The sequence below is a fragment of the Dyella thiooxydans genome (genome assembly GCF_001641285.1).
GTDB lineage: Bacteria > Pseudomonadota > Gammaproteobacteria > Xanthomonadales > Rhodanobacteraceae > Dyella_A > Dyella_A thiooxydans.
This window is the reverse complement of sequence record NZ_CP014841.1, coordinates 3330836-3353198: the sequence shown is the minus strand read 5'-3', so window position 1 is coordinate 3353198 and position 22363 is coordinate 3330836. Positions and strand designations below refer to the sequence as shown.

Below are 22363 nucleotides of genomic sequence, written 5' to 3'. Positions count from 1 at the left end.
CCCACCCGCGCCACGCCGCGGCCGGCAGACGCGTCGAAACGCGCGACCCGGGTGCTGGATGTGCTGCTCGCCCTGCTGCCGCCCGGCGCACGCGCGAAGGCCCACGATTACCTGGTGCTGACCCGCATGGATCGCCCGATTGGCGCCCTGCTACTGCTGTGGCCGACCTGGTGGGCGCTGTGGCTGGCCGCGGACGATTTTCCGCCGTGGCCGACGCTGCTCATCTTCACCCTGGGCGTATTCGCCATGCGCGCAGCCGGTTGCGCCATCAACGACTACGCCGACCGCGAGCTGGACCCGCAGGTGGCGCGCACCGCTGGCCGGCCGATCGCCAGCGGCCGGGTCACCCCGCGCGAGGCCCTTCTGATGTTCGGCGTGCTGCTCGCGTTCGCCTTCGTGCTGGTGCTGTTCACCAACGCGCTGACCATCAAGCTGTCCTTCGCCGGCGCCGCGCTGGCGGCGCTGTACCCGTTCACCAAGCGCTACACCTACATGCCGCAGGTGGTGCTTGGGGCGGCGTTCGGCTGGTCGATCCCGATGGCCTTCGCCGCGGTGTCGAACACCGTGCCGCCGCTGGGCTGGCTGCTGTTCCTGGGCAACGTGGTGTGGTCGGTGGTGTACGACACCGAGTACGCGATGGTCGACCGCGAGGACGACATCAAGGCCGGCGCCCGGTCCACCGCGATCCTGTTCGGCGATGCGGACCTGCCGATCCTCGCCATCCTGATGGGCACCTTCGCGCTGGCGATGCTGTTCGTCGGCCAGCGCGCCCACCTGGGCTGGCCGTACTGGCTGGCACTGGTGGCCAGCCTCGGGCTGTTCGGGCATCAGCTCTGGCGTATCCGCACGCGCGGCCGCGAGGCCTGCCTGGCCGCGTTCCGCCACAACAACTGGCTCGGCCTGGTGCTGTGGGTGGGGATCGTGCTGGCGCTGGCGCTACGCTGATACCGGCTTGCGCGGACGCATACCGGGTGCGCCTGCGGGGATCGACCGCGGCGGCGTGCCGTCGTGTGCGCGGAAGCGCTCGCGCGGGCCGTCATGGTCGCGCCGGTCGTCGCCCTTGAAGTCGTCGCGTTCCTTTTCGCTCATGTGGAACACGCTCACCGCCTCGCCGAGCACCTGCGACTGGTAGCGCAGCGTGGCGGCGGAAGCCCGCGTCTCCGAAGCCATCGCCGCATTGCGCTGGGTCACCGAGTCGAGGTTGGCGATGGTGTCGTTGATCTGGCTGATCGCCGAGGCCTGTTCGTCGGCCGAGGCGTTGATCTCGCCCACCAGTGCCCGGGTGCGCGCCACCGCCTCGACGATCGCACCCACCCGCTGGTCCGCCGCCTCGACCGAGATCCGGCCTTGCTGGACGTGCTCGCCGGCCGTGCCGATCAGGCCGCGGATGTCCTTGGCCGCGCCAGCGCTGCGCTGGGCCAGCTGGCGCACCTCGCCGGCGACGACCGCGAAACCGCGGCCATGCTCGCCGGCGCGCGCCGCCTCCACCGCGGCGTTCAGCGCGAGCAGGTTGGTCTGGAACGCCAGTTCGTCGACCAGCGCGATGATCTCGTTGATGTCGTTGGAGGATTGCTGGATCGCGCTCATCGCCTCACGTACGTTGGCGATCGCTTCGCGGCCCTGCCCGGCCGTCTGGACGGCGCCATCGGTGGTATGCGCCGCCTCGCGGGAACGGTCGCGGTTCTGCTGCAGCGTGGCGGTGAACTCTTCCATCGTCGCCGCCGCCTCCTCGAGGCTGGCGGCCTGCGACTCGGTGCGCTCCGCCAGCTCGTTCACCGCGTCGGAGATGGTGTCTGCCGTACCACCGAAGCGGTGCACCTCTTCACGCACGTCACCGACCACGGCACGCAGGTTGACGCTGAGCTGGTTCAGCTCGCGCCCGGCGGAGCGGGCCAGAAAGCTGTCGCGGCTGAACAGCGGGCGCGACAGGTCGCCTGCGGCGACGTCGCGGGCGTTGCGGCTCAGGTCATCGAGCGCACGCATCACGCCGTAGCGGTACATGCACAGGGCCGTGAGCACTTCGGCCGCCACCGCCAGCGGGGCCACCAGGCCCTCGTGCCCCGCGACCCACGGGATGCGGGAAAGCGCGAATGGCAGTGCGGCACCGATCGCCACGCCGACGGCCACGCCCAGGCCGGTGGACTCGGAAATCCTGCGTAGCAGTGCGCGCAGGACCCCGGGGCGTTCGATGCGTCCCTCACGCAGGCGCAGCGGCAGCGGCTTCTCCGCCTTTTCGGCGGCCGCCATCTGCGCGTAGATCTGCTCGGTCGCGACGATCTCCTCCGGCGACACCCAGGTGCGCACCGACATGTAGCCGGTGATCTCGCCATCGGTCACCACCGGGGTGACGTTGGCACGCACCCAGTAGAAGTCGCCGTTCTTGCGGCGGTTCTTGACCAGGGCCGTCCAGGGGCGGCCGGTCTTGAGCGTGTCCCACATGTCGCGGAACGCCTCCCGCGGCATGTCCGGATGACGGATCAGGTTGTGCGCCTTGCCGATCAGTTCCTCGCGGGCGAAACCACTCACCGTGACAAACGGCGGATTGCAGTAGGTGATGACGCCGCGCAGGTCGGTCTTCGACACCAGGGCGTCGTTACGGCGAAGCTCGTATTTGCGCTGGGTCACAGGAAGGTTGATACGCATATCACGCTCGCAAGCCGGGCAAGGGCGGTATGCCGCCCGATCGTTCGGCTATCGGCGTTCCGGCGCACACCCTTGATTGACCGGGGTCAATTTGACGCACGACCGGCGGAGCGACCTCCGGCAGGGACCGGCGCGCGGGCGAGTGCCCAGACATCGATCCGTCCGACGCCGACCCGACGCAGGACGCGCGTGCACTCGGCGAGCGTCGAACCGGTGGTCATCACATCGTCGACGATCGCCACGTGGGCCGGAAGCGCAGCGCCCTGGCGCAAAGCGAACGCGCCGCGCACATTGCGGCGACGGGCGACGGCATCCAGCTCGCTCTGCGCCGAGGTGGCGCGCGGTCGCAGCAGCAGGTCGTGGCGAAGCGGCAGCCCCAGCGCGCGGGACAGCGGGTGCGCCAGCTCCAGCGCCTGGTTGTGGCCACGCTGGCGCAGTCGTCCACGGTGCAGGGGCACCGGGAGGATCAGGTCCGGCAGCGGCGTCGGAGCGGATTCGCGCAGCCACAGCGCAGCCAGCGAGCGTCCGGCGGCGAGATCGCGTCCGAACTTGAAGCGCGACTCCAGCCGGTCCAACGGCCAGCCGTAGCGGAACGGCGCCCATGCCGCGTCCCACGGCGGCGCGCGCCGCTGGCATCGTCCGCACAACGCCGCCGGCATGGCCAGCGGCAGGGCGCACAGGGCGCAGCATGATCGGTTGCGCGGCAGTTCGGCGGCGCAGTCGCGGCACAGGTCCAGGTCGTCGTGGCCGGCCGCGCCGCACAGCAGGCAGCGCGCCGGCAGCAACCAGCGGCACAGGTCGGCCAGTCGGGAACGGAGCGCCTCCATGCGCGGGCGGGCCGGTCAGTTCGACGGCTTGAACATCGCCGCGTCGAGGATCGACCACAGGTGGATGATCCAGCCCAGCCAGAAGATCCACAGCACGCCAGCCAGCACGAACATCACGATCGCCTTGAGCAGGCGCCCCTGCACCAGTTGGCCCAACCCCGGGATGAAGAAGCTGCACACCGCCGCGATCACATTGCCAGTGCTGCCCTGTCCTGCGCTCATGCACGGAATCTCCCTGAAGTGTCGGAAGGATGGTAACGGACCGCCGCGCGCGTCACCGTCAACCATTCGGACGCGCATCGAGTTGACACTCCAGGGGCAGCTTCCCACACTCGCGGCCTGCCCGACGGAGCCCCTCCCATGACCGCACCCGCCCTGCGCCACGACTGGACCCGCGACGAAGTCGCCGCGCTGTTCGCCCTGCCGTTCAACGAGCTGCTGCATCGCGCGCACTCGATCCACCGCGAGCACCACGATCCGAACGCGGTGCAGGTGTCGACCCTGCTGTCGATCAAGACCGGCGGCTGCCCGGAAGACTGCGCCTACTGCCCGCAGGCGGCGCGCTACGCCACCGGCGTGCAGGCGGAGAAGCTGATGAGCGTGGACGCCGTGGTCGCCCGGGCCCAGGCGGCCAAGGCCGCCGGCGCCAGCCGCTTCTGCATGGGCGCGGCCTGGCGCAGTCCGAAGGATCGCGACGTGGCCAAGGTGGCCGAGATCGTCTCGGCGGTGAAGGGCTTGGGCCTGGAGACCTGCGCTACGCTCGGCATGCTCAGCGGCGAGCAGGCTGCCACGCTGAAGCAGGCCGGGCTGGACTACTACAACCACAATCTCGACACCGCGCCGGAGTTCTACGGCGAGATCATCCACACCCGCGAGTACCAGGACCGCCTCGACACGCTCGAGCATGTGCGCGAGGTCGGCCTGAAGACCTGCTGCGGCGGCATCGTCGGCATGGGCGAAACGCGCGGCCAGCGCGCCGGCCTGCTGCAGACCCTGGCCAACCTGCCCGAGCATCCGCAGTCGGTGCCGATCAACCAGCTGGTGCAGGTGGAAGGCACGCCGCTGCACGGCACCGAGGCGCTGGACCCGTTCGAGTTCGTGCGCACCATCGCGGTGGCGCGCATCCTGATGCCGGCCTCGATGGTGCGGCTGTCGGCCGGGCGCCAGCAGATGGACGACGCGGTGCAGGCGCTGTGCTTCTTCGCCGGCGCCAACTCGATCTTCTACGGCGAGAAGCTGCTGACCACCGGCAACCCCGACGTGGAGGCCGATCGCGCGCTGTTCCGCCGGCTCGACCTGCACGCGCTGGAAGTGGTGGAGGAATCGGACACCGTGCACGCCGACATCCTGGAGACCGACACCGCCGGTTGCGGCCAGGGCTGCGGCTGCGCCGCCTGATCCCGCAGCGATGGCCCGCCCCGATCTGCTCGGCCGTCTGGCCATCCGGACGGCCGACCGCGAACGCGCCGCACTGCTGCGTCGCGCGCGCGCCGTCGAGCACGCCGATGGTCCCTGGCTCGAGGTCGACGGCCGCCGCCTGCTCGGCTTCTGCAGCAACGATTACCTGGGCCTGGCGCAGCACCCGCAGCTGATCGCCGCATTCAAGCGCGTGGCCGACGACGAAGGCGTGGGCAGCACCGCCGCGCACCTGGTCTGCGGCCACCGGCGCGAGCACGCCATGCTGGAAGAAGCGCTGGCCGAGTGGACCGGGCGCGAGCGTGCGCTGCTTTTCTCCACCGGCTATGCCGCCAACCTCGGCGTGCAGCAGGCCCTGCTCGGTAGTGTCGACGGCGCGGTGTGCGTGCAGGACAAGCTCAACCACGCCAGCCTGATCGACGGCTGCCGCCTCGCCGGCGCCGAGCTGAAGCGCTACCCGCATAGCGACGTGGGCGGCGCGGCGCGGCAGCTGGCCAGCCGTTCCGAGGCGCCGGCCCTGCTGGCCACCGACGGCGTGTTCAGCATGGACGGCGACGTCGCTCCACTGCGCGAACTGGCCGCGCTGGCCGCACGCGAGGGCGCCACGCTGATGGTCGACGACGCCCATGGGCTGGGCGTACTTGACGCCCAGGGAGCCGGCAGCGTGGCGGACGCGGGCCTGGGCGTGTCCGAGGTGCCGGTGTTGATGGCTACCCTGGGCAAGGCGCTGGGCTGTGCCGGCGCCTTCGTCGCCGGATCGGCCGCGCTGATCGAGGGGCTGACCCAGTTCGCCCGGCCGCAGGTCTATTCCACCGCACTGCCGCCGGCGCTGGCCGCCGCGGCGCTGGCGGCGGTGACGCTGGCGCGCCAGGAGGACTGGCGCCGCGAGAAGCTTTCCGGCCTGATCGCCCGCTTCCGGCGCGGTGCCTCCGAGCTGGGCCTGCCGCTGATGGCGTCGGCCACACCGATCCAGCCGCTGCTGCTGGGCAGTGCCGATACCGCGCTGGCCACCGCGCAGGCACTGGAAGCGCTGGGCCTGCTGGTCACCGCTATCCGCCCGCCGACCGTGCCGGCCGGCCAGGCGCGCCTGCGCATCACCTTGAGCGCGGCGCACGAGGAGGCCGACGTGGACCGCCTGCTGGCCGCGCTGGAACGCGTCCGGCCGACGATCATCGGCGCATGATCAGCCCTGTCGCGGCGGCGCCAGCGTCTGCTGGGCCAGTTGCAGGCGGACCAGCCGCCGGAACGGCTCGGAGGGAGTGTCAGGCGCCCCGCGGAACGCCGCCGCCAGGTTGCGCCCGACCTGTACCGGCGTCACCACCAGCCCCCACGGAAAGCCCCACCAGCCCAGCACCGCGGAATACAGCGCACTGGCGAGCTGGCTGCGACGCCCGCAACGGCGGCAGCTCACGCTCTGCCGGGTGTGCCACTGGGTCAGCAACACGAAGGAATGCACGCGATGGTGGCGATAGACGTCGATCGGACCGGGCCGGTTGCAGCGGGGACAGGCACTGCGATGCCAGTCCTCGACATGCTTCTGCAGCACGTGCTCGGGCACCTGCTCGGCACGCGCCAGCAGCGGATGCCGGCCGGCACAGGCGGCGCAGCAGTAGCGCGCGCCGTCGACCCTGCGTCCCCCGAACAGGATCGTCTTGCTGCAGTGATTGCATTCGGCCACGTTCCCCTCTCCCTGTCGTTGCCGCCAGGCAGTCTAACCGCTGGCCGCGCGGACGGAAGAGGAGAGATTCCTAGTCGACCTATAATGGGCAGTTGCCCGACCCCCATCCCCATGCCGATCGTCAATCTCTCCGCTTACCGTTTCGTGCCGCTGGACGACCTGCCCGCCCTGCGCGAGCGGGTGCGCGAACGCGCCGAGGCGCTGGCGCTGAAGGGCACCGTGCTGCTGGCGCCTGAGGGCATCAACCTGTTCCTGGCCGGCCCGCACGAGGCCACCGATGCCTTCATGGACTGGCTGCGCGAGGACCCGCGCTTCGCCGGGCTGGAGGCCAAGGCCTCGCCCTCCGACGACGCGCCGTTCGGTCGCCTGCGCGTGCGGCTGAAGAAGGAGATCATCACCCTGCGCCAACCGCAGCTGCGCCCGATTGAGGGGCGCGCGCCGGCGGTGGACGCGACCACGCTGGCGCGCTGGCTGGACCAGGGCCACGACGACGACGGCCGCGAGGTGGTGCTGCTGGATACCCGCAACGCCTACGAGACCGATGTCGGCAAGTTCCCGCAGGCGGTGGACTACCGCATCGCCAGCTTCACCGAATTTCCCGAGGCGCTGGCCGCCGACCGCGCGCGCTACGAAGGCAAGACCGTGGTGTCGTACTGCACCGGCGGCATCCGCTGCGAGAAGGCCGCGCTGTACATGCAGGCGCAGGGCATGGAGCGCGTGTTCCAGCTCGAGGGCGGCATCCTGAAGTATTTCGAGGAAACCGGCGGCGCGCACTGGCAGGGCGACTGCTTCGTGTTCGACGACCGCGGCGCGGTCGACCCCACGCTGGCCCCTGCCCCGCCGACGGACGCCGCCACGCCATGAGCCTGTTCATCGAGACCCGGGGCCGCGGCCCGGTGCCGCTGGTGCTGATCCACGGCTGGGCCATGCACGGCGGCGTGTTCGCGCCGCTGGCCGAGGCGCTGGAAGACACCTGCACGCTGTACGTGGTCGACCTGCCCGGCCACGGCCGCTCGCGCGATTGCGGCCTGCCGCTGGAACCGTTCGCGATCGCCCGCGCCATCGCCGACGCCGTGCCGCCCGCGATCTGGCTGGGCTGGTCGATGGGCGGGCTGGTGGCGCTGGCCGCCGCTCGCGAGGCCACCATCCCCGCCCGTGGCCTGGCCATGCTGTGCGCGACGCCGAAATTCGTGCGCGGCGAGGACTGGCCGCAGGGCAGCGACGGTGCCCTGGTGCACCAGCTGGCGCTGGATCTGGAAACCGACTACCACGCCACCCTGGAGCGCTTCCTCGCGCTGGAGGCGATGGGCAGCGCCGATCCGCGCGCCGAGCTGCGCCGCCTGCGCGACTCGGTGTTCGCCCATGGCGAGCCGGACCTGCGCGTGCTGCAGGAAGGCATCGCCCTGCTCGACTCGACCGACTGGCGCGGCGAACTCGCCACGCTGTGCCTGCCCAACACCTGGATCGCCGGCCGCCGCGACCGCCTGGTGCATCCGGACGCGATGCGCTGGTCGGCCACCCGCGCGCAGGGCGACTTCCACGAGATCGCACACGCCGGCCACGCGCCCTTCCTCGGCCACGTCGATGCCGTGGTGGACGCGCTGCGCCCGCTGCTGGAGCAGATCCGATGAGCGACTCCTTCCACCTCGACCGCGCACGCGTGCGCCGCAACTTCGCCCGCGCCGCGCGCAGCTACGAGCAGCACGACGCGCTCCAGCAGGAAGTGCAGAAGCTGCTGCTCGAGCGTCTCGGCTTCTATCTGGAAACGCCGCAGCGCGTGCTCGACGTGGGCGCCGGTACCGGTCGCGGCAGCGCCCTGCTGAAGGAGCGCTACGGCAAGGCCGAGGTGATCGCGGTGGACCTTGCGGTACCGATGCTGCAGGCGGCGAAGCAGCACAGCCGCTGGCTCAAGCCCTTCCAGCGCGTGTGCGCCGATGCCACCGCGCTGCCGTTCCCCGACCACAGCGTTGACGTGCTGCACTCCAACCTGTGCTTCCAGTGGATCGACGACCTCGGCGCGCTGTTCGGCGAGTGCGCGCGCGTGCTCAAGCCCGGCGGCCTGCTCGCCTTCTCCACCTTCGGTCCGGATACGCTGAAGGAGCTGCGCGCGGCCTGGGCCAGTGCCGACCAGCAGTCACACGTCAGCCGCTTCCTCGATATGCACGACGTCGGCGATGCGTTGATCAGCGCCGGCCTGCGCGACCCGGTGCTCGACGTCGACCGCTTCATCCTTACCTACAGCTCGCCGGCAATGCTGCTGAAGGAGCTCAAGGGGCTGGGCGCCACGCACGCCGACACCGCGCGCGAGCGCCACCTCACCGGCAAGGCACACTACCGCCGCATGCTGGAGGCCTACGAGGCCATGCGCGTGGACGGCCGCATCCCGGCCACCTGGGAAGTGGTCACCGCGCACGCCTGGGGCCCGCCGCCGGGACAGTCGCGCCGCGGCGCCGGCGGTGGCGAGATCGCCACCTTCTCGGTGGACAGCCTGCGCGGCTCGCGCCGGCGCTGAGCCCGCGCCCTGCCGTCAGTGCTTCGGCGGCGTGTAGGTGCAGTCGCCTACGTGCTGGCCGACGTAATGGGTATCGAGCGTGGCGTCGTGACCGGCGACCGCGGTCGTCGTGCGCATCTCGCCGTCGAAGCCACTGTCGGCGAGTTGGCGGAACGTACCGTCACTGCTGACCTTCTGCGGCCGGGTGCAGGCCACGTGGAAGGTGATGGTGCTGCTGCGCTGGCGGTAATCGCTGACCTTGCAATCCGAACCGCTACGGGAACTGACAAGCTGGCGCGGATCGAACCCTGCCGGCGCCGTGCAGACCTCGCGACTCATCACGCGCTGTGGCATCGCCATGCCCTGCATGTGCAGGGTGGTGGTCGTGGTCAGCTTCATCAGGCGGCCCTGACTGGCCGCCAGTACGCATGACGGAACGGACAGCACCAGCACTGCGCATGCGCAAAGGACGCGACGTGAACACATGGAGATCCCTACCCGGATGGCTTCCTGACGCTCGGACACTAACACGCCGCCAGGACCGTCCGCGGCGCTGGAGCGGCCTGCGGCTGGCGTCAGCCGCCGCGCATGTCGCCGGCATCCGGGATGCCGGATACACGTCGGCGGAGCGACGCGTGCCCCGGGTCGATGCTTCGTCAGTTCGCCAGCGGCTCGGTCACCGGCACGCGCGCCGTGTACGCAGTACCCGCCGAAGCGGCCACGATCGCCGCCACCGCCAGCCACTGCAACGGGCCCAGCCGTTCGCCCAGGAAGGCGCTGCCGGCCAGCGAGGCGATCACCGGCTCCAGGCTCAGCAGCACGCTGAAATGGCGGGCCGGCAGGCGGGTCAGCGCGATCATCTCCAGCGAATACGGCAGCACCGAACTGAGCACGGCCACCCCCAGCCCCAGCGGCAGCAGCGAAGGCGTCAGCAGCGCCGGACCGGCATGGGCCACGCCGGCCGGCACCGCGAGCAGGGCGCCGATCGCGATGCCCCAGGTCACCGCATCGTGGCCGTAGGCCGCGCCGGCCTTCTGTCCGAAAAGGATGTAAAGCGCCCAGCCGAGCCCGGCCGCCAGCGCGTAGCCGACGCCGACCGGATCGAGCGCATGATCCTGGCGGTGCAGCGGCAGCAACAGGGCCAGGCCGATCACGACCAGCAGCACCCAGGCCACATCCAGCGCGCGGCGCGAGCCGAACAGCGCGATCGCCAGCGGACCGGTGAATTCCAACGCCACCGCGATGCCCAGCGGGATCGTGCGCAGGGCCAGGTAGAACACCAGGTTCATCGCGCCCATCGACAGACCGTAGCCCCACAGCGCACGCCAGTCTGCCTCACGGCGCCAGCGACGCCATGGCCGGCGCCACAGCAGCAGGAGCAGGGCGCCCAGGCCGAGCCGGAACGCAGTGGCACCCTGCGCACCCACCTTCGGAAACAACTGCTCGGCGATGGCCGCGCCGCACTGGTACGAGCTCATCGCGACCAGCAACGCGGCGATCGCCACCCACAACGGTGTCTGGCAGTGGGACTCGGACATGCGGGGCATCGCGCGGGGACGGGAGCCGCATGGTGTCAGGTTGCGGGCACCTCGCCCACGCCCCGGCATGCAGGCTGCTGACGGCAGATGGCAGCAGTCGCCTCCGGGGCATCGGCGTCGCGGCCCCGCAAGATATTTCGCGCCGTCGCGCGGCCCCGCTGACGCTTCGCTGCCGTGGCCTTCACGGGCGTCCTGCCATCGTCGGGAACCGGTCATCCGGACGAGGAGCGGACATGCGATTGCAGGGCAAGGTGGCGCTGGTCACCGGCAGCGGCCAGGGTATCGGCCGTGCCATCGCGGTGCGGCTGGCCGAGGAGGGCGCACGTGTGGTGGTCGAGGATCGCAGCGACAACGCGGCCGCCGAGGAGACACTCGCCCGGATCCGCCAGGCCGGCACCGACGGTTGCGTGATCGGCGGTGACATCGGCGACGCGGGGGTGGATACCCGAGTGATCGAGCAGGCCGTGATCGCGATGGGCCGGGTCGACGTGCTGGTGAACAACGCAGGCATCGAGAAGCGGGCGGAGTTCCTGGACGTGACCGAGGCGGACTTCGACGCCGTGCTCGGCGTGAACCTGCGCGGCACGTTCTTCGCCACCCAGGCATTCGCCCGGCACGTGCAAGAGCGCGGCGGCGACGGTGCGGTGGTGAACATCAGCTCGGTGCACGAGGAGCTGCCGTTTCCCCATTTCGCCAGCTACGCGGCCAGCAAGGGTGCGGTGAAGATGCTGATGCGCAACCTGTCGATCGAACTGGCGCCGCTGGGCATCCGCGTCAACAACGTCGCGCCGGGCGCGGTGCAGACACCGATCAATGCCGCGCTGCTGTCGAACCAGCAGGAACTCAAGGCCCTGCTCGCCAACATTCCGCTGGGCCGCCTGGGCCACACGCAGGACGTGGCCAATGCCGTGCTGTTTCTGGCCAGCGACGAGGCAGCCTACGTCACCGGCACCACGCTGTTCGTCGACGGCGGCCTGCTGTGGAGCTACAGCGAACAATGAGCTCTGACGGAAGCCTTCCGCGCGACACCCTCGATCGTGTCGCCCATGTCCCGGTGGCCGACACACTGACCCCGGCCGACCGCTACCGTGAGCTGTTCGTCGCCGTGCAGCGCGGGCGCGTGTTCGAGGACAGCAAGAGCTTCGTCGACTGCGTGCCGCGACAGTCGCCCCAGCGCATCCTGGAGGCCTATCGCGCCGAGCACGGGCAACCGGGCTTCGAGCTGGCGGCCTTCGTGCACGCGCATTTCCAAGAGGAAAAGACGCCGCAGAACCACTACGCATCCGATCCCGGCCAGTCGCTGAAACAGCATATCGACGGCCTCTGGCCAGTGCTCACCCGCGAGCCGCGAGAGCACCCCGCCAACGGCTCGCTGCTGCCGCTGCCGCAGGCCTACGTGGTGCCGGGCGGCCGCTTCCGCGAGCTGTACTACTGGGATTCGTACTTCACCATGCTTGGCCTGGCCGAAAGCGGCCGGCATGACCTGCTGCGCACGATGGCGGACAACTTCGCCTGGCTGATCGAGCACTACGGCCACGTGCCCAACGGCAACCGCAGCTACTACCTCAGCCGCTCGCAACCCCCGGTATTCGCGCTGATGGTCGGCCTGTTCGAGGAACACCGGCTGTGCCAGGCCCTGCGCTACCTGCCGCACCTGCGGCGCGAGCATGACTGGTGGATGGACGGTGCCGACGCGCTGCGGCCCGGCGAGGCCCACCAGCACTGCGTGCGACTGGAGGACGGCAGCCTGCTCAACCGCTACTGGGACGATCGCGATACGCCGCGCGAGGAATCGTTCCGCGAGGACGAGGCCACCGCCGCGCAGAGCGATCGCCCGGCCAGCGAGGTCTATCGCGACCTGCGTGCGGCCGCGGCCTCGGGGTGGGACTTCAGCGCGCGCTGGTGCGACCACACCGATGCGCTGTCCAGCATCCGCACCACGGCGATGCTGCCGGTGGATCTCAACAGTCTGCTGTACAAGCTGGAGAGCGAGATCGCCCGACTGTCGGCGCTCGACGGTCGATCCGACCTCGCGGCCGATTTCGCGGCGCGCGCCCGCGAGCGACAGGTGGCGATGGACCGCTGGCTGTGGGATACGCAGCGGCAGCACTACGTCGACTACGACTGGCGGCAAGACCGGGCCAGCCCGCGGCTGACCGCTGCGACCACCGCCCCGCTGTTCGTCGGCGCCGCTGCGCCAGCGCAGGCCGCCGCGGTCGCCGCGACGGTACGCGACCGCCTGCTGGTGCAGGGCGGCGTGGCCACCAGCGAGGACGAGAGCGGCCAGCAGTGGGATCGCCCCAACGGCTGGGCGCCGCTGCAATGGCTGGCGATCCGCGGCTTCGCCCTGAATGGCAAGGAGGAGCTCGCCCGCGAGATCGCCTCGCGCTGGCTGCACACCGTCGGCAGCCTGTACCAGCGCGAGTGCAAGCTGGTGGAAAAGTACGTGCTGGTGCACGAAGCCGATGGCGCCCATGGCGGTGGCGGCGGCGAGTATCCGCTGCAGGACGGCTTCGGCTGGACCAACGGCGTGAGCCGGCGACTGCTGCACGAAGACCACGACCACCCGGCGCACCGCGCGCGCGCCGGGACGCGCGACTAGCGTGCGTCCACGCCGTGCCGGAAGCAGTCGACCAGGTGATCGTCGACCATGCCGGTGGCCTGCATGAAGGCATAGCAGATGGTGCTGCCGACGAAGCGGAAGCCGCGCTTCTTCAACGCCTTGCTCATGCGGTCGGACAGCGGCGTGGTGGCCGGGACTTCCGTCGGACTGCGCCAGGCGTTGCGGATCGGCCGACCGTCGACGAACGACCAGAAATACGTATCCAGGCTGCCGTGCTCGTCGATCGCCGCCAGCGCGGCCTTCGCGTTGTCGCGCACCGAAGACACCTTCAACCGGTTGCGGATGATGCCGGGGTCGGCCAGCAGCTTTTCGAGCTGGCGGTCGGTCATCGCCGCCGCGCGCTCGATCTCGAAGTCGTGGAAGACCTCGCGGTAGCGTTCGCGCTTGGCCAGCACCGTGCGCCACGACAAGCCGGCCTGCGCGCCCTCCAGGCAGAGGAACTCGAACAGCGCGCGGTCATCGTGCAGCGGCGTACCCCACTCGTGGTCGTGGTACTCGCACATCAGGGGATCGTCACCGGCCCACGGACAACGTTGCATGGCTTGCTCCGCAAGGAATCGGCGAGCACTGTAGCGCCTCGTCCGAAACCCGTGGGAAAGACTTTCGTGGCAGGCTACGTAGTCTCCTGCCGGAGCCACGCTCGATGTTTTCTCCCGCCCACGCCTGGACCGCCCTGGTCGACGCCTTCTCGCAGCACGGCGTGCTGCCGCTGCTGCAGTCGCTGCACATCGACAAGCTGGCCGGCGACCCGCGCGAGATCGCCGAATCGCTGATGATCGCGGTGGTGCAGGTGGCGATCATCGCCTGCCTGTTCCGCCCGCTGGAAACCTTCTGGCCGGCCGAGCGCTGGAGCGACCGCAAGCTGACCAAGGTCGACTTCCAGTACACGCTGTGGATGCTGATCGGGATCTTCCCGCTGTTCTCCTACCTGGTGCTGACGCCGATCGCCAACTACTTCGGCGGCGTATCGAGCGGGCCGGACACCTCCAGTCGCGACTCGATCCTCGGCATCACCCACTGGTTCCCCGTACTGGACCACCACCCGCTGGCGCTGTTCCTCGTCTACTACGTGATCTACGACCTGGTGTACTACACCATGCACCGCGTGCAGCACGCGCTGCCGTGGTGGTGGGCGCTGCACTCGATGCACCACAGCACGCGGCAGATGAGCTGCTGGACCAACGACCGCGGCAGCCTGGTGGATGGCTTCATCCAGTCGATGATCCTCGCCGTGGTCGGCCTGGCGATCGGCGTGGCACCGACCGACTTCGCCTGGCTGATGCTGCTGGGCGAACTGGTGCAGAACTTCTCGCACACCAACACGCGGCTGAACTTCGGCCCGCTGTTCGGGCGTATCTTCGTCGACCCCACCTTCCACCGCCTGCACCACATGCGGGTGGACCCGACCCGGCCGAACCTGCACAACTGCAACTACGGTCAGGTGTTCTCGATCTGGGACGTGCTGTTCGGCACCGCGCTTTACGGCGAGCCGATCCGTCCCACCGGCGTCGGCGACCCGGTGGTGGATGCGGACAACGACCACGGCCTGGTCGGCCTGCACTGGGCGGCCTTCAAGCGCTTCTGGGGCGCGGTGCGCACGTTGGACGGCTGGAAGCCGGGCGAGGTTTCGTTCGGTCCGGGCTACCGGCCGGTGCGGGTGGACCACGCCACCCACGCCGCCGCACCTGACAGTGACGGCCCCGCCCCGGTCGTCCCGGAGGCGGTCACCGCCGACTGAGCGGCCTCACCAGGGCAACGCGTCCAGGTCGACGTTGCCGCCGGTCAACACCAGGCCGAGCTGCCGGCCGGCAAATCGATCGCGTGCCTTGAGCACCGCGGCCAGCACGGTGGCACTGGAGACCTCCACCACGATGCGCAGCTCGCGCCACAGCAGCCGCATGGCGGCGATGGTCTCCTCGTCGCTGACCGTGACCACCTCGACAGTGTGATCGCGCAGGGCGGCGAGATTCGCCCGGCCGACCAAGGCACGCAGGCCGTCGCACACGGTGTCGGGGAGCACGCTCTCGACCCGCTCGCCGGCGGCCAGCGAGCGCGCCGCGTCATCGGCTCCCACCGGCTCCGCGCCATACAAGGTCAGGCCCGGGCGCAGCGCGTGCGCGGCGATCGCCACGCCGGAAGCGAGCCCACCGCCGCCGACCGGCGTGATCAGCGCATCCAGCGCCGGCACCTGCGCCAGCAGTTCCAGCGCGATCGTGCCCTGTCCGGCCATCACCCGGTCGTCGGCGTACGGATGCACCAGTTGCGCACCGGTGCGCCGCTGGACTTCGGCCGCCGTGGTCTCGCGGGCGGCCTGGTTCGGCGCGCAACGGTGCAGCACCGCGCCCGCACGTTCGATCAGCGCCAGCTTGGCCTGCACCGCGCCCTCCGGCACCACCACGTGCGCCGGGATGCCGCGCGTGGCAGCCGCCAGCGCCAGGGCCGTGCCGTGGTTGCCCGAGGAGTGGGTGACCACGCCGCCGCGCGCTTGCTCGTCGGTGAGCGACCACACCGCATTGCAGGCGCCGCGGAACTTGAAGGCGCCGCCACGCTGGAAGTTCTCGCATTTGAAATGCAGCGCGGCACCGGCCTGTGTATCGAGCGCATCGCTGCGCAGCACCGGCGTCACCACCGCGTGCGGCGCGATGCGTGCGGCAGCGGCGCGGATCTGGTCGAAGTCCGGCAGATGGTCGTGGCTCATGCGGTCTCGAACTCCACGCCACAGCGGAAACTGCGCTGCGCACCAGGCTCGAGGCGGATCGCGTCGGCACAATCGGGGCGGTTGAACGCGTCGGCCCAGCTTTCCATCGGCTCCACTGCCAGCGAGCGGCGCACGTCGCGGCTGACCGTATCGGCACTGAAGGCCAGCGTCACGCCGCGCTCCTGCCACAGCGCCAGTCCGAGCCCACTGGCCGGATCACGCAGGTGGCTGCGGACCCGCCCGTCGGCATCGGCGGCCAGGTCGACGTAGGCGTTGTCGAGCTTCAGCGGGCCGACCGCGCGCAGCGCACGGAAATCCAGTGCCGACCGGCCGTCGAGCGCCTGCCTGGCCGCAGCGCCGGCAAGCGGGATGTAGCGCTCGTCGGTCAGCACCGTGGTGGCCGCGGGAATCTGCAGTTCCCAGGTGTCCAGCGGGGTGTCGCCGAGACGAAAATACGGATGCCAGCCAAAGAAGCAGGGGGCCGGCTGTTCGCCCTCGTTGCGCATCGTCGCCTCCAGCGTCAGCCCGCGTTCGTCGAGCCGGTAGTGGATCGCCAGCCCGATCGCGAACGGATAACCCGGATGCGCGTCGGCGGCGATCCGCGTGGTGAAGCGCGCCTCGGCCATGTGCTCGTCGGCATGCAGCCGCGCCAGCTCGAAGTCGGTACCGCGCACGAAACCATGGCGGGCGGCGCGCTCGCCCTCGGGCACCCCCGGCTGCAGGTCGTGCTCGACCCCGTCGAAACGGTAGCGTGCGTCGGCGATGCGATTGGCGAACGGCGCCATGATCGCGAAGCGCGAGCTGGGGCGGGCGGCCAGTTCGGCTTCGTCGCGGTAGCCATCTGCCACATCGACGACACGGCCGGCATGCGTGACCTGCATCGACAGCACGGTGGCGCCATGGTGGGCGATCCGCACGGTGCGGCCGCGGAACGTGTCGCTCAACACCGCGAGCGGGTGTGCCCCGAGGGCGTCGGAACGGGCTTCGAAGCGCATTGCCTTGAACCGGTGGAAGTGGTCCGCCATGTTAGCCTGACCGGTCCCCAGACAGCCTCACCGCCATGTCCGCACGTCCTGAAACCTCTGCCGCAGCGATCCGCCTTGCCGACTACACCCCGCCCGCCTGGCGGGTGAGCGACGTCGTCCTGGAGTTCGATCTCGGCATCGACAGCAGCGAAGTCACCGCCCACCTCACCCTGCGCAGCGAGGTCGATGCGCCGCTGCGGCTGGATGGCGAGGGACTGGAGCTGCTGTCGATCGCGGTGGACGGCACGCCGCTGGACCCGGGCCGGTGGCGCCACACCGACCACGTGCTCGAGGTGAGCGGCATGCGCGACGGCAGCGTGCTGACCACCCGCGTGCGCGTGCAGCCGGCCGCCAATACCGCGCTGGAGGGCCTGTACCTGTCCGGCAGCCGCGAGGCCGGCTTCCTGCTGACCCAGTGCGAGGCCGAGGGTTTCCGTCACATCACCTTCTTCCCCGACCGCCCCGACGTGCTGGCTCGTTACACGGTGACCCTGCGCGCGGACAAGGCGCGCTTCCCGGTGCTGCTGGCCGGCGGCAATCCCGACGGCGCCGGCGAGCTGCCGGACGGCCGCCACTGGGCCCGCTTCGTCGATCCGCACCCGAAGCCCTGCTACCTGTTCGCGCTGGTCGCCGGGCGACTGGAGAAGATCGAGCGCGACTACGTCACCGCCGAAGGCCGCGCGGTGAAGCTGGTGATCTGGTCCGAGGCCAACGCGATCGACAGCTGCCACTACGCGATGGACGCGCTGGAGCATTCGATGCGTTGGGACGAGCAGGCCTACGGCCGCAGCTACGACCTGGACGTGTTCCACGTCGTTGCCACCCATGACTTCAACATGGGCGCGATGGAGAACAAGGGCCTGAACATCTTCAACGCGAAGTACCTTCTGGCAGACCCGGACACCACCACCGACGACGAGTACAAGGGGGTGGAAGCCGTGGTCGCGCACGAGTATTTCCACAACTGGAGCGGCAACCGTGTCACCTGCCGCGACTGGTTCCAGCTGTCGCTGAAGGAGGGCCTCACGGTGTTCCGCGAGCAGCAGTTCTCCGCCGACATGAACTCGCCCTCGCTCAAGCGCATCGAGGACGTCGCCCTGCTGCGCCGCGCGCAGTTCCCCGAGGATGCCGGCCCGCTGGCGCATCCGGTGCGCCCGGCCGAATACCGCGAGATCAACAACTTCTACACCGCTACCGTCTACGAGAAGGGCGCCGAGCTGGTGCGCATGCTCGCCGGCCGGCTAGGTACGGAGGGTTTCCGCCGCGGCATGGACCGCTACTTCGCGGACAACGATGGCCGCGCGGCGACACTGGAGGATTTCCTCGGCGCGCTCGGCGCGGCAAACGGCATCGACCTGATGCCCTACCTCGCCTGGTACGGCCAGTCCGGTACGCCGCGGCTGCGCGCGCGTGGCCGCTACGACGAGGGCGCGCAGCGCTACACGCTCACCCTGTCGCAGCACACGCCACCGTCCGCATCGCAGCCGGACAAGCACGCCGTGCCGATCCCGGTGAAGCTCGCCCTGTTCGATCGCGACGGCAACATGCTGCCGCTGCACCTGGACGGTGAAGCGTGCGGCACCGAGACCGTGGTGGTGCTCGACGCGTCCGAACGGAGCTTCACCTTCGAACGGATACCGCACGCACCGGTGCCGTCGCTGCTGCGCGGGTTCTCCGCACCGGTGCTGCTGGAATGCGGTTACGCGCCTGCCGAGCTGGCGCTGCTGCTCACCCACGATCCGGACGGGTTCAACCGCTGGGAGGCCGGTCAGCAACTGGCCGCGCGCGCATTCGATGATTGCCGCACGGGCGGCGCAGAGGCGTTGGACGCCTGGAGCAGCGCCCTGAGGCAGCTGTTCGTCGAGCCCGGACTCGACGCCGCACTGCTCGCCGACCTGCTGACCCCGCCGGGCGAGATCGAGCTGGCCGAACGGCAGGAGGCGGTGGATCCGGCACAGATCCATGAGCTTCGCCAGGTCATGCAACGCCGGCTCGGCCGGGTGATTGGGGCCGAGGCGCTGGAACGGCGCTATCGCGAACTGTATGCCCCCGGCCCGCCGGCGCTGGATGCCGCGGGCAAGGCTCGCCGCCGGCTCCAGCGACGGGTGCTGGAGCTGCTGGCCCTGGTCGCCGTCGACACCGCCCACGCCCTGGCCGACGCGCAGTACCGCTCGGCCAGCGGCATGACCGATCGGCTGGCCGCGCTGGGAGTGCTCGTCCGTGGCGGTGCCGCGGAAGCGACCGACGCCCTGGCCGACTTCCGCCGGCGCCACGCGGACAATCCGCTGGCGATGGACAAGTGGTTTGCCGTACAGGCGCAGATCCCCGGCGAACCCGCACTCGGCCGCGTGCAGGCGCTGGAGCAGGATCCGGCCTTCACACTGAAGAATCCCAACCGCGCCCGCGCACTGCTGGGCACGTTCGCCAGCGGCAACCCGAGCGGCTTCCACCGCGCCGATGGCGCCGGTTACCGGCTGCTGGCCGAGCGGCTGGCGACGCTGGACTCACTCAACCCGCAGATCGCCGCCCGCCTGGCAACCGCGTTCAACGGCTGGCAACGACTCGAACCGGTCCGGCGCGAGATGGCCCGGCAAGCCCTGTCCGACCTGGCCGGCCGGCCGGGGCTCTCGCGCAATCTTTCGGAGATCGTGGCCAGCGTGCTGTCGCGCTGAAACCAGTGGACGTGGCGCTTGGGCCCGTCCTGGACCATCGGCGGAGCGGAGTCGCAACTCGACGCCGGGCCGATGGCCGGGAGCGGTACCTCAGGCGCTGAGCTGCTGCAGCTGCTCGAGCAGACGATGGCGACGCGATTCCAGGCGCGGACGCAGCACGACCCGCTCCTGCTCGGTACGACGGGCCAGCTGCTCCATCGCCAGTTCGACGCGACCGATCTCCATCCACAGATCATGCTGCTGATAGACGGGTTCGAAGTTGAGGCTCAGTTCCATGACACTCCCCCTTGAGGTGTTGGTTGGCTTGTCGGGGTAAATGCATCGCGCGTGCCAACCACGTGACGTCGATCACACTTTTTTTGGTACCCGATCACGTGACTGACGCGCTACGTCACGAGCTGCCGTGACTCGGCCAAAAAAGCCGTTCCAGTCACATCGGGTTCACGCGTTCGAGGCCAACATCGGCCCACGCCTCCGGTAGTGCGGACTCGAAGATCGGTCCACGAATTTCCGGTTTCTGGCGTCCGGCAACACGGTCATCCTGGATTCCCCCTGTTCCTGAGACCGCCGGACGCCAGATCTCTAAACCCAAGCCCCGCGCCGCCCGGCGCGGGGCTTGGCGTTTTGGAGGGACAAAAAAAGACGGCGCCCGAAGGCGCCGCCGTCGCTTCCTTTTCCCGGCACGCAATGGAACCCCTGTCGTTCCATCTCGGCGCGCCTTGCGGCGCCGCGTCTGCCCGTGAAAAGTGCTGGGGCACGTTTTGCATGAAACATGCCAGTCGCTCGGATCGATACCCCGGATGCGGGGTCGCCGTACCATACCGCCCTATCGCGTCCACTTTTGGACCCAGCAGGTCAGTTCCATGCGTCACCCGACACCTTACGACGTCATCGTGGTCGGCGGCGGCCACGCCGGCACCGAGGCCGCCCTGGCCGCGGCCCGCACCGGCGCACGCACGCTGCTGCTCAGCCACAACATCGAGACGATCGGCCAGATGAGCTGCAACCCGGCCATCGGCGGCATCGGCAAGGGGCATCTGGTCAAGGAGGTGGACGCACTGGGTGGCGCGATGGCGCAGGCCGCCGACCGCGCCGGCATCCAGTGGCGCACGCTCAATGCCTCCAAGGGTCCGGCCGTACGCGCCACCCGGTGCCAGGCGGACCGCGCTCTATATAAAGCGGCGATCCGCCGGATCGTCGAGACCCAGCCGAATCTGGACTTGTTCCAGCAGGCGGTCGACGACCTGATCATCGAGGGCGGCCGGATCACCGGCGTGGTCACCCAGATGGGCGTGAGCTTCCACGCCCCGGCCGTGGTGCTCACCGCCGGCACGTTCCTGGCCGGCAAGATCCACATCGGCCCGGCCCAATATGCCGGGGGCCGCGCCGGCGACCCACCCGCCACCACCCTGGCGCAGCGCCTGCGCGAGCTGCCCGTGGCCGCCGATCGCCTGAAGACCGGCACGCCGCCCCGTATTGACCTGCGCAGCATCGATTTCAGCGAGCTGGAAGAGCAGCCCGGCGACGATCCGGCGCCGGTGTTCTCCTATCTGGGCTCGCGCGAGGAGCACCCGCGCCAGGTCAGCTGCTGGATCACCCACACCTCCGGACGCACGCACGAGCTGATCCGCGGCGCGCTGGACCGCTCGCCGCTCTACAGCGGCCAGATCGAAGGCACCGGCCCGCGCTACTGCCCGTCGATCGAGGACAAGGTGGTGCGCTTCGCCGACAAGGGCTCGCATCAGGTATTCATCGAGCCGGAAGGGCTCGATACTTTCGAGATCTATCCCAACGGCATCTCCACCTCGCTGCCGTTCGACGTGCAGCTGGAACTGGTGCGCTCGATCAAGGGCTTCGAGAACGCGCACATCACCCGCCCCGGCTACGCCATCGAATACGACTACTTCGATCCGCGCGGCCTGCAGCCGTGGCTGGAGACCAAAGCCATCGGCGGGCTGTACTTCGCCGGCCAGATCAACGGCACCACCGGCTACGAGGAAGCGGCCGCGCAGGGCGTGGTCGCCGGCCTGAACGCCGCGCTCGCCACGCAGGGCAAGGCGCCGTGGTATCCGCGCCGCGACGAGGCCTACATCGGCGTGCTGATCGACGACCTCACCACCAACGGCACCCTCGAGCCGTATCGGATGTTCACCTCGCGCGCCGAATACCGGCTGCATCTGCGCGAGGACAACGCGGATCTGCGCCTGTCCGAGACCGGCCATGCACTGGGCGTGGTGCCGGCCGTGCGCTTCGACGCGCTGCGCGCCAAGCGCGAGGCGGTAGAGCGCGAAACGCAGCGGCTCGGTGCGCTGTGGGCCGCGCCGAACAACGCGCTGGGCGCCGCGATCGAGCGGCATCTGGGCATCGCGGTCAGCCGCGAGACCAACGCGCTGGACCTCCTGCGCCGCCCCGAGCTGGATTACGCGAAACTGGCCTCGGTGCCCGAACTGGGTCCCGCCGTCGAGCACGAGCACGTGGCCGCCCAGGTCGAGGTACAGACCAAGTACGCCGGCTATCTCGAGCGCCAGCGCGAGGAGATCGAGCGCCAGCGCCGCCACGAGCACACGGCGATCCCGGACGGGTTCGACTACGACACGGTGCGCGGCCTGTCCGCCGAGGTGCTGCTCAAGCTCAAGCGCGCGCTGCCGGCGACGATCGGCCAGGCGGCGCGGATCAGCGGTGTCACGCCCGCCGCGATCTCGCTGCTGCTGGTGCACCTGAAGCGCCGGGCGGCCTAGTCGGCGCTGCATGA

The 22363-nt window shown here is 70.0% G+C and carries 21 protein-coding genes; 11 read left to right on the top strand and 10 right to left on the bottom strand.

Going from position 1 to position 22363, the window contains the following annotated elements:
- The first annotated feature begins 51 nt into the window (after nt 1-51).
- Nucleotides 52-945, top strand: coding sequence for a 4-hydroxybenzoate octaprenyltransferase (gene ubiA / locus ATSB10_RS15185; protein WP_063673585.1), 894 nt, complete (start codon nt 52-54; stop codon nt 943-945).
- On the opposite strand, the gene ATSB10_RS15180 is transcribed toward ubiA, so the two are convergent.
- The 3 genes from ATSB10_RS15180 to ATSB10_RS15170 form a co-directional block, all read right to left on the bottom strand.
- Nucleotides 937-2643 (bottom strand): methyl-accepting chemotaxis protein, encoded by a 1707-nt coding sequence (locus ATSB10_RS15180; RefSeq protein ID WP_063673584.1) that lies wholly within the window; start codon nt 2641-2643, stop codon nt 937-939. The genes ubiA and ATSB10_RS15180 overlap by 9 nt on opposite strands.
- Before the next feature lie 86 nt (nt 2644-2729).
- The gene (locus ATSB10_RS15175) at nt 2730-3470 is read right to left on the bottom strand and encodes a ComF family protein (RefSeq protein ID WP_063673583.1); all 741 of its coding nucleotides are present in this window, start codon (nt 3468-3470) and stop codon (nt 2730-2732) included.
- 15 nt (nt 3471-3485) lie between these two features.
- Nucleotides 3486-3692 carry a hypothetical protein gene (locus tag ATSB10_RS15170; protein ID WP_063673582.1) on the bottom strand — a complete coding sequence of 69 codons (207 nt, stop codon included), beginning with the start codon at nt 3690-3692 and terminating at the stop codon, nt 3486-3488.
- 138 nt (nt 3693-3830) lie between these two features.
- Between ATSB10_RS15170 and bioB the strand changes: the two genes are divergently transcribed.
- The gene (gene bioB, locus ATSB10_RS15165; protein ID WP_063673581.1) at nt 3831-4868 is read left to right on the top strand and encodes a biotin synthase BioB; all 1038 of its coding nucleotides are present in this window, start codon (nt 3831-3833) and stop codon (nt 4866-4868) included.
- Between the two features lie 10 nt (nt 4869-4878).
- Nucleotides 4879-6069 (top strand): 8-amino-7-oxononanoate synthase, encoded by a 1191-nt coding sequence (gene bioF, locus ATSB10_RS15160; protein ID WP_063673580.1) that lies wholly within the window; start codon nt 4879-4881, stop codon nt 6067-6069.
- Here the strand turns inward: bioF and ATSB10_RS15155 are convergent, their stop codons facing one another.
- Nucleotides 6070-6564 (bottom strand): hypothetical protein, encoded by a 495-nt coding sequence (locus ATSB10_RS15155; RefSeq protein WP_063673579.1) that lies wholly within the window; start codon nt 6562-6564, stop codon nt 6070-6072.
- Between the two features lie 111 nt (nt 6565-6675).
- Between ATSB10_RS15155 and ATSB10_RS15150 the strand changes: the two genes are divergently transcribed.
- Genes ATSB10_RS15150 through bioC form a run of 3 tightly spaced genes read left to right on the top strand, consistent with a single transcriptional unit; the run spans nt 6676 to nt 9076 of the window.
- Nucleotides 6676-7428 carry a sulfurtransferase gene (locus ATSB10_RS15150; protein WP_063673578.1) on the top strand — a complete coding sequence of 251 codons (753 nt, stop codon included), beginning with the start codon at nt 6676-6678 and terminating at the stop codon, nt 7426-7428.
- Nucleotides 7425-8195: a pimeloyl-ACP methyl ester esterase BioH gene (gene bioH, locus ATSB10_RS15145; RefSeq protein WP_063673577.1), complete on the top strand. Its 771-nt coding sequence runs from the start codon at nt 7425-7427 to the stop codon at nt 8193-8195. Before ATSB10_RS15150 ends, bioH begins: the two co-directional genes overlap by 4 nt.
- Entirely contained in the window at nt 8192-9076 is an 885-nt protein-coding gene (gene bioC, locus ATSB10_RS15140) for a malonyl-ACP O-methyltransferase BioC (protein WP_063673576.1), read from the top strand. The genes bioH and bioC overlap by 4 nt, the downstream gene beginning before the upstream one ends.
- Nucleotides 9077-9091: 15 nt before the next feature.
- Here the strand turns inward: bioC and ATSB10_RS15135 are convergent, their stop codons facing one another.
- Nucleotides 9092-9454: a DUF3617 domain-containing protein gene (locus ATSB10_RS15135; RefSeq protein WP_063673575.1), complete on the bottom strand. Its 363-nt coding sequence runs from the start codon at nt 9452-9454 to the stop codon at nt 9092-9094.
- A gap of 257 nt (nt 9455-9711) precedes the next feature.
- Entirely contained in the window at nt 9712-10593 is an 882-nt protein-coding gene (locus ATSB10_RS15130) for an EamA family transporter (protein ID WP_157469291.1), read from the bottom strand.
- A gap of 233 nt (nt 10594-10826) precedes the next feature.
- Here ATSB10_RS15130 and ATSB10_RS15125 point away from each other — a divergent pair, with 233 nt between their 5' ends.
- Both ATSB10_RS15125 and treF read left to right on the top strand, forming a co-directional pair.
- Entirely contained in the window at nt 10827-11594 is a 768-nt protein-coding gene (locus ATSB10_RS15125; RefSeq protein ID WP_063673573.1) for an SDR family NAD(P)-dependent oxidoreductase, read from the top strand.
- Nucleotides 11591-13195 (top strand): alpha,alpha-trehalase TreF, encoded by a 1605-nt coding sequence (gene treF, locus ATSB10_RS15120; RefSeq protein WP_063673572.1) that lies wholly within the window; start codon nt 11591-11593, stop codon nt 13193-13195. The genes ATSB10_RS15125 and treF overlap by 4 nt, the downstream gene beginning before the upstream one ends.
- Here the strand turns inward: treF and ATSB10_RS15115 are convergent.
- The gene (locus ATSB10_RS15115) at nt 13192-13755 is read right to left on the bottom strand and encodes a DNA-3-methyladenine glycosylase I (protein WP_063673571.1); all 564 of its coding nucleotides are present in this window, start codon (nt 13753-13755) and stop codon (nt 13192-13194) included. The two genes, treF and ATSB10_RS15115, sit on opposite strands and share 4 nt — an antisense overlap.
- Before the next feature lie 104 nt (nt 13756-13859).
- Here ATSB10_RS15115 and ATSB10_RS15110 point away from each other — a divergent pair, with 104 nt between their 5' ends.
- Nucleotides 13860-14954, top strand: a complete 1095-nt coding sequence (locus ATSB10_RS15110; RefSeq protein ID WP_063673570.1) for a sterol desaturase family protein — start codon at nt 13860-13862, stop codon at nt 14952-14954.
- Nucleotides 14955-14960: 6 nt separating this feature from the next.
- On the opposite strand, the gene ATSB10_RS15105 is transcribed toward ATSB10_RS15110, so the two are convergent.
- Together ATSB10_RS15105 and ATSB10_RS15100 are read right to left on the bottom strand one after the other, a co-directional pair.
- A complete protein-coding gene (locus tag ATSB10_RS15105) occupies nt 14961-15914 on the bottom strand; it encodes a pyridoxal-phosphate dependent enzyme (protein WP_063673569.1) in 954 nt (317 codons plus the stop codon).
- Nucleotides 15911-16939 carry an aldose 1-epimerase gene (locus ATSB10_RS15100; RefSeq protein ID WP_063673568.1) on the bottom strand — a complete coding sequence of 343 codons (1029 nt, stop codon included), beginning with the start codon at nt 16937-16939 and terminating at the stop codon, nt 15911-15913. The genes ATSB10_RS15105 and ATSB10_RS15100 overlap by 4 nt, the downstream gene beginning before the upstream one ends.
- A gap of 35 nt (nt 16940-16974) precedes the next feature.
- Here ATSB10_RS15100 and pepN point away from each other — a divergent pair, with 35 nt between their 5' ends.
- A complete protein-coding gene (gene pepN, locus ATSB10_RS15095; protein WP_063673567.1) occupies nt 16975-19611 on the top strand; it encodes an aminopeptidase N in 2637 nt (878 codons plus the stop codon).
- A gap of 90 nt (nt 19612-19701) precedes the next feature.
- Here the strand turns inward: pepN and ATSB10_RS15090 are convergent, their stop codons facing one another.
- Nucleotides 19702-19887, bottom strand: a complete 186-nt coding sequence (locus ATSB10_RS15090; protein WP_017460697.1) for a hypothetical protein — start codon at nt 19885-19887, stop codon at nt 19702-19704.
- 587 nt (nt 19888-20474) lie between these two features.
- Here ATSB10_RS15090 and mnmG point away from each other — a divergent pair.
- Nucleotides 20475-22349: a tRNA uridine-5-carboxymethylaminomethyl(34) synthesis enzyme MnmG gene (mnmG, locus tag ATSB10_RS15085; RefSeq protein WP_063673566.1), complete on the top strand. Its 1875-nt coding sequence runs from the start codon at nt 20475-20477 to the stop codon at nt 22347-22349.
- Nucleotides 22350-22363: the final 14 nt, after the last annotated feature.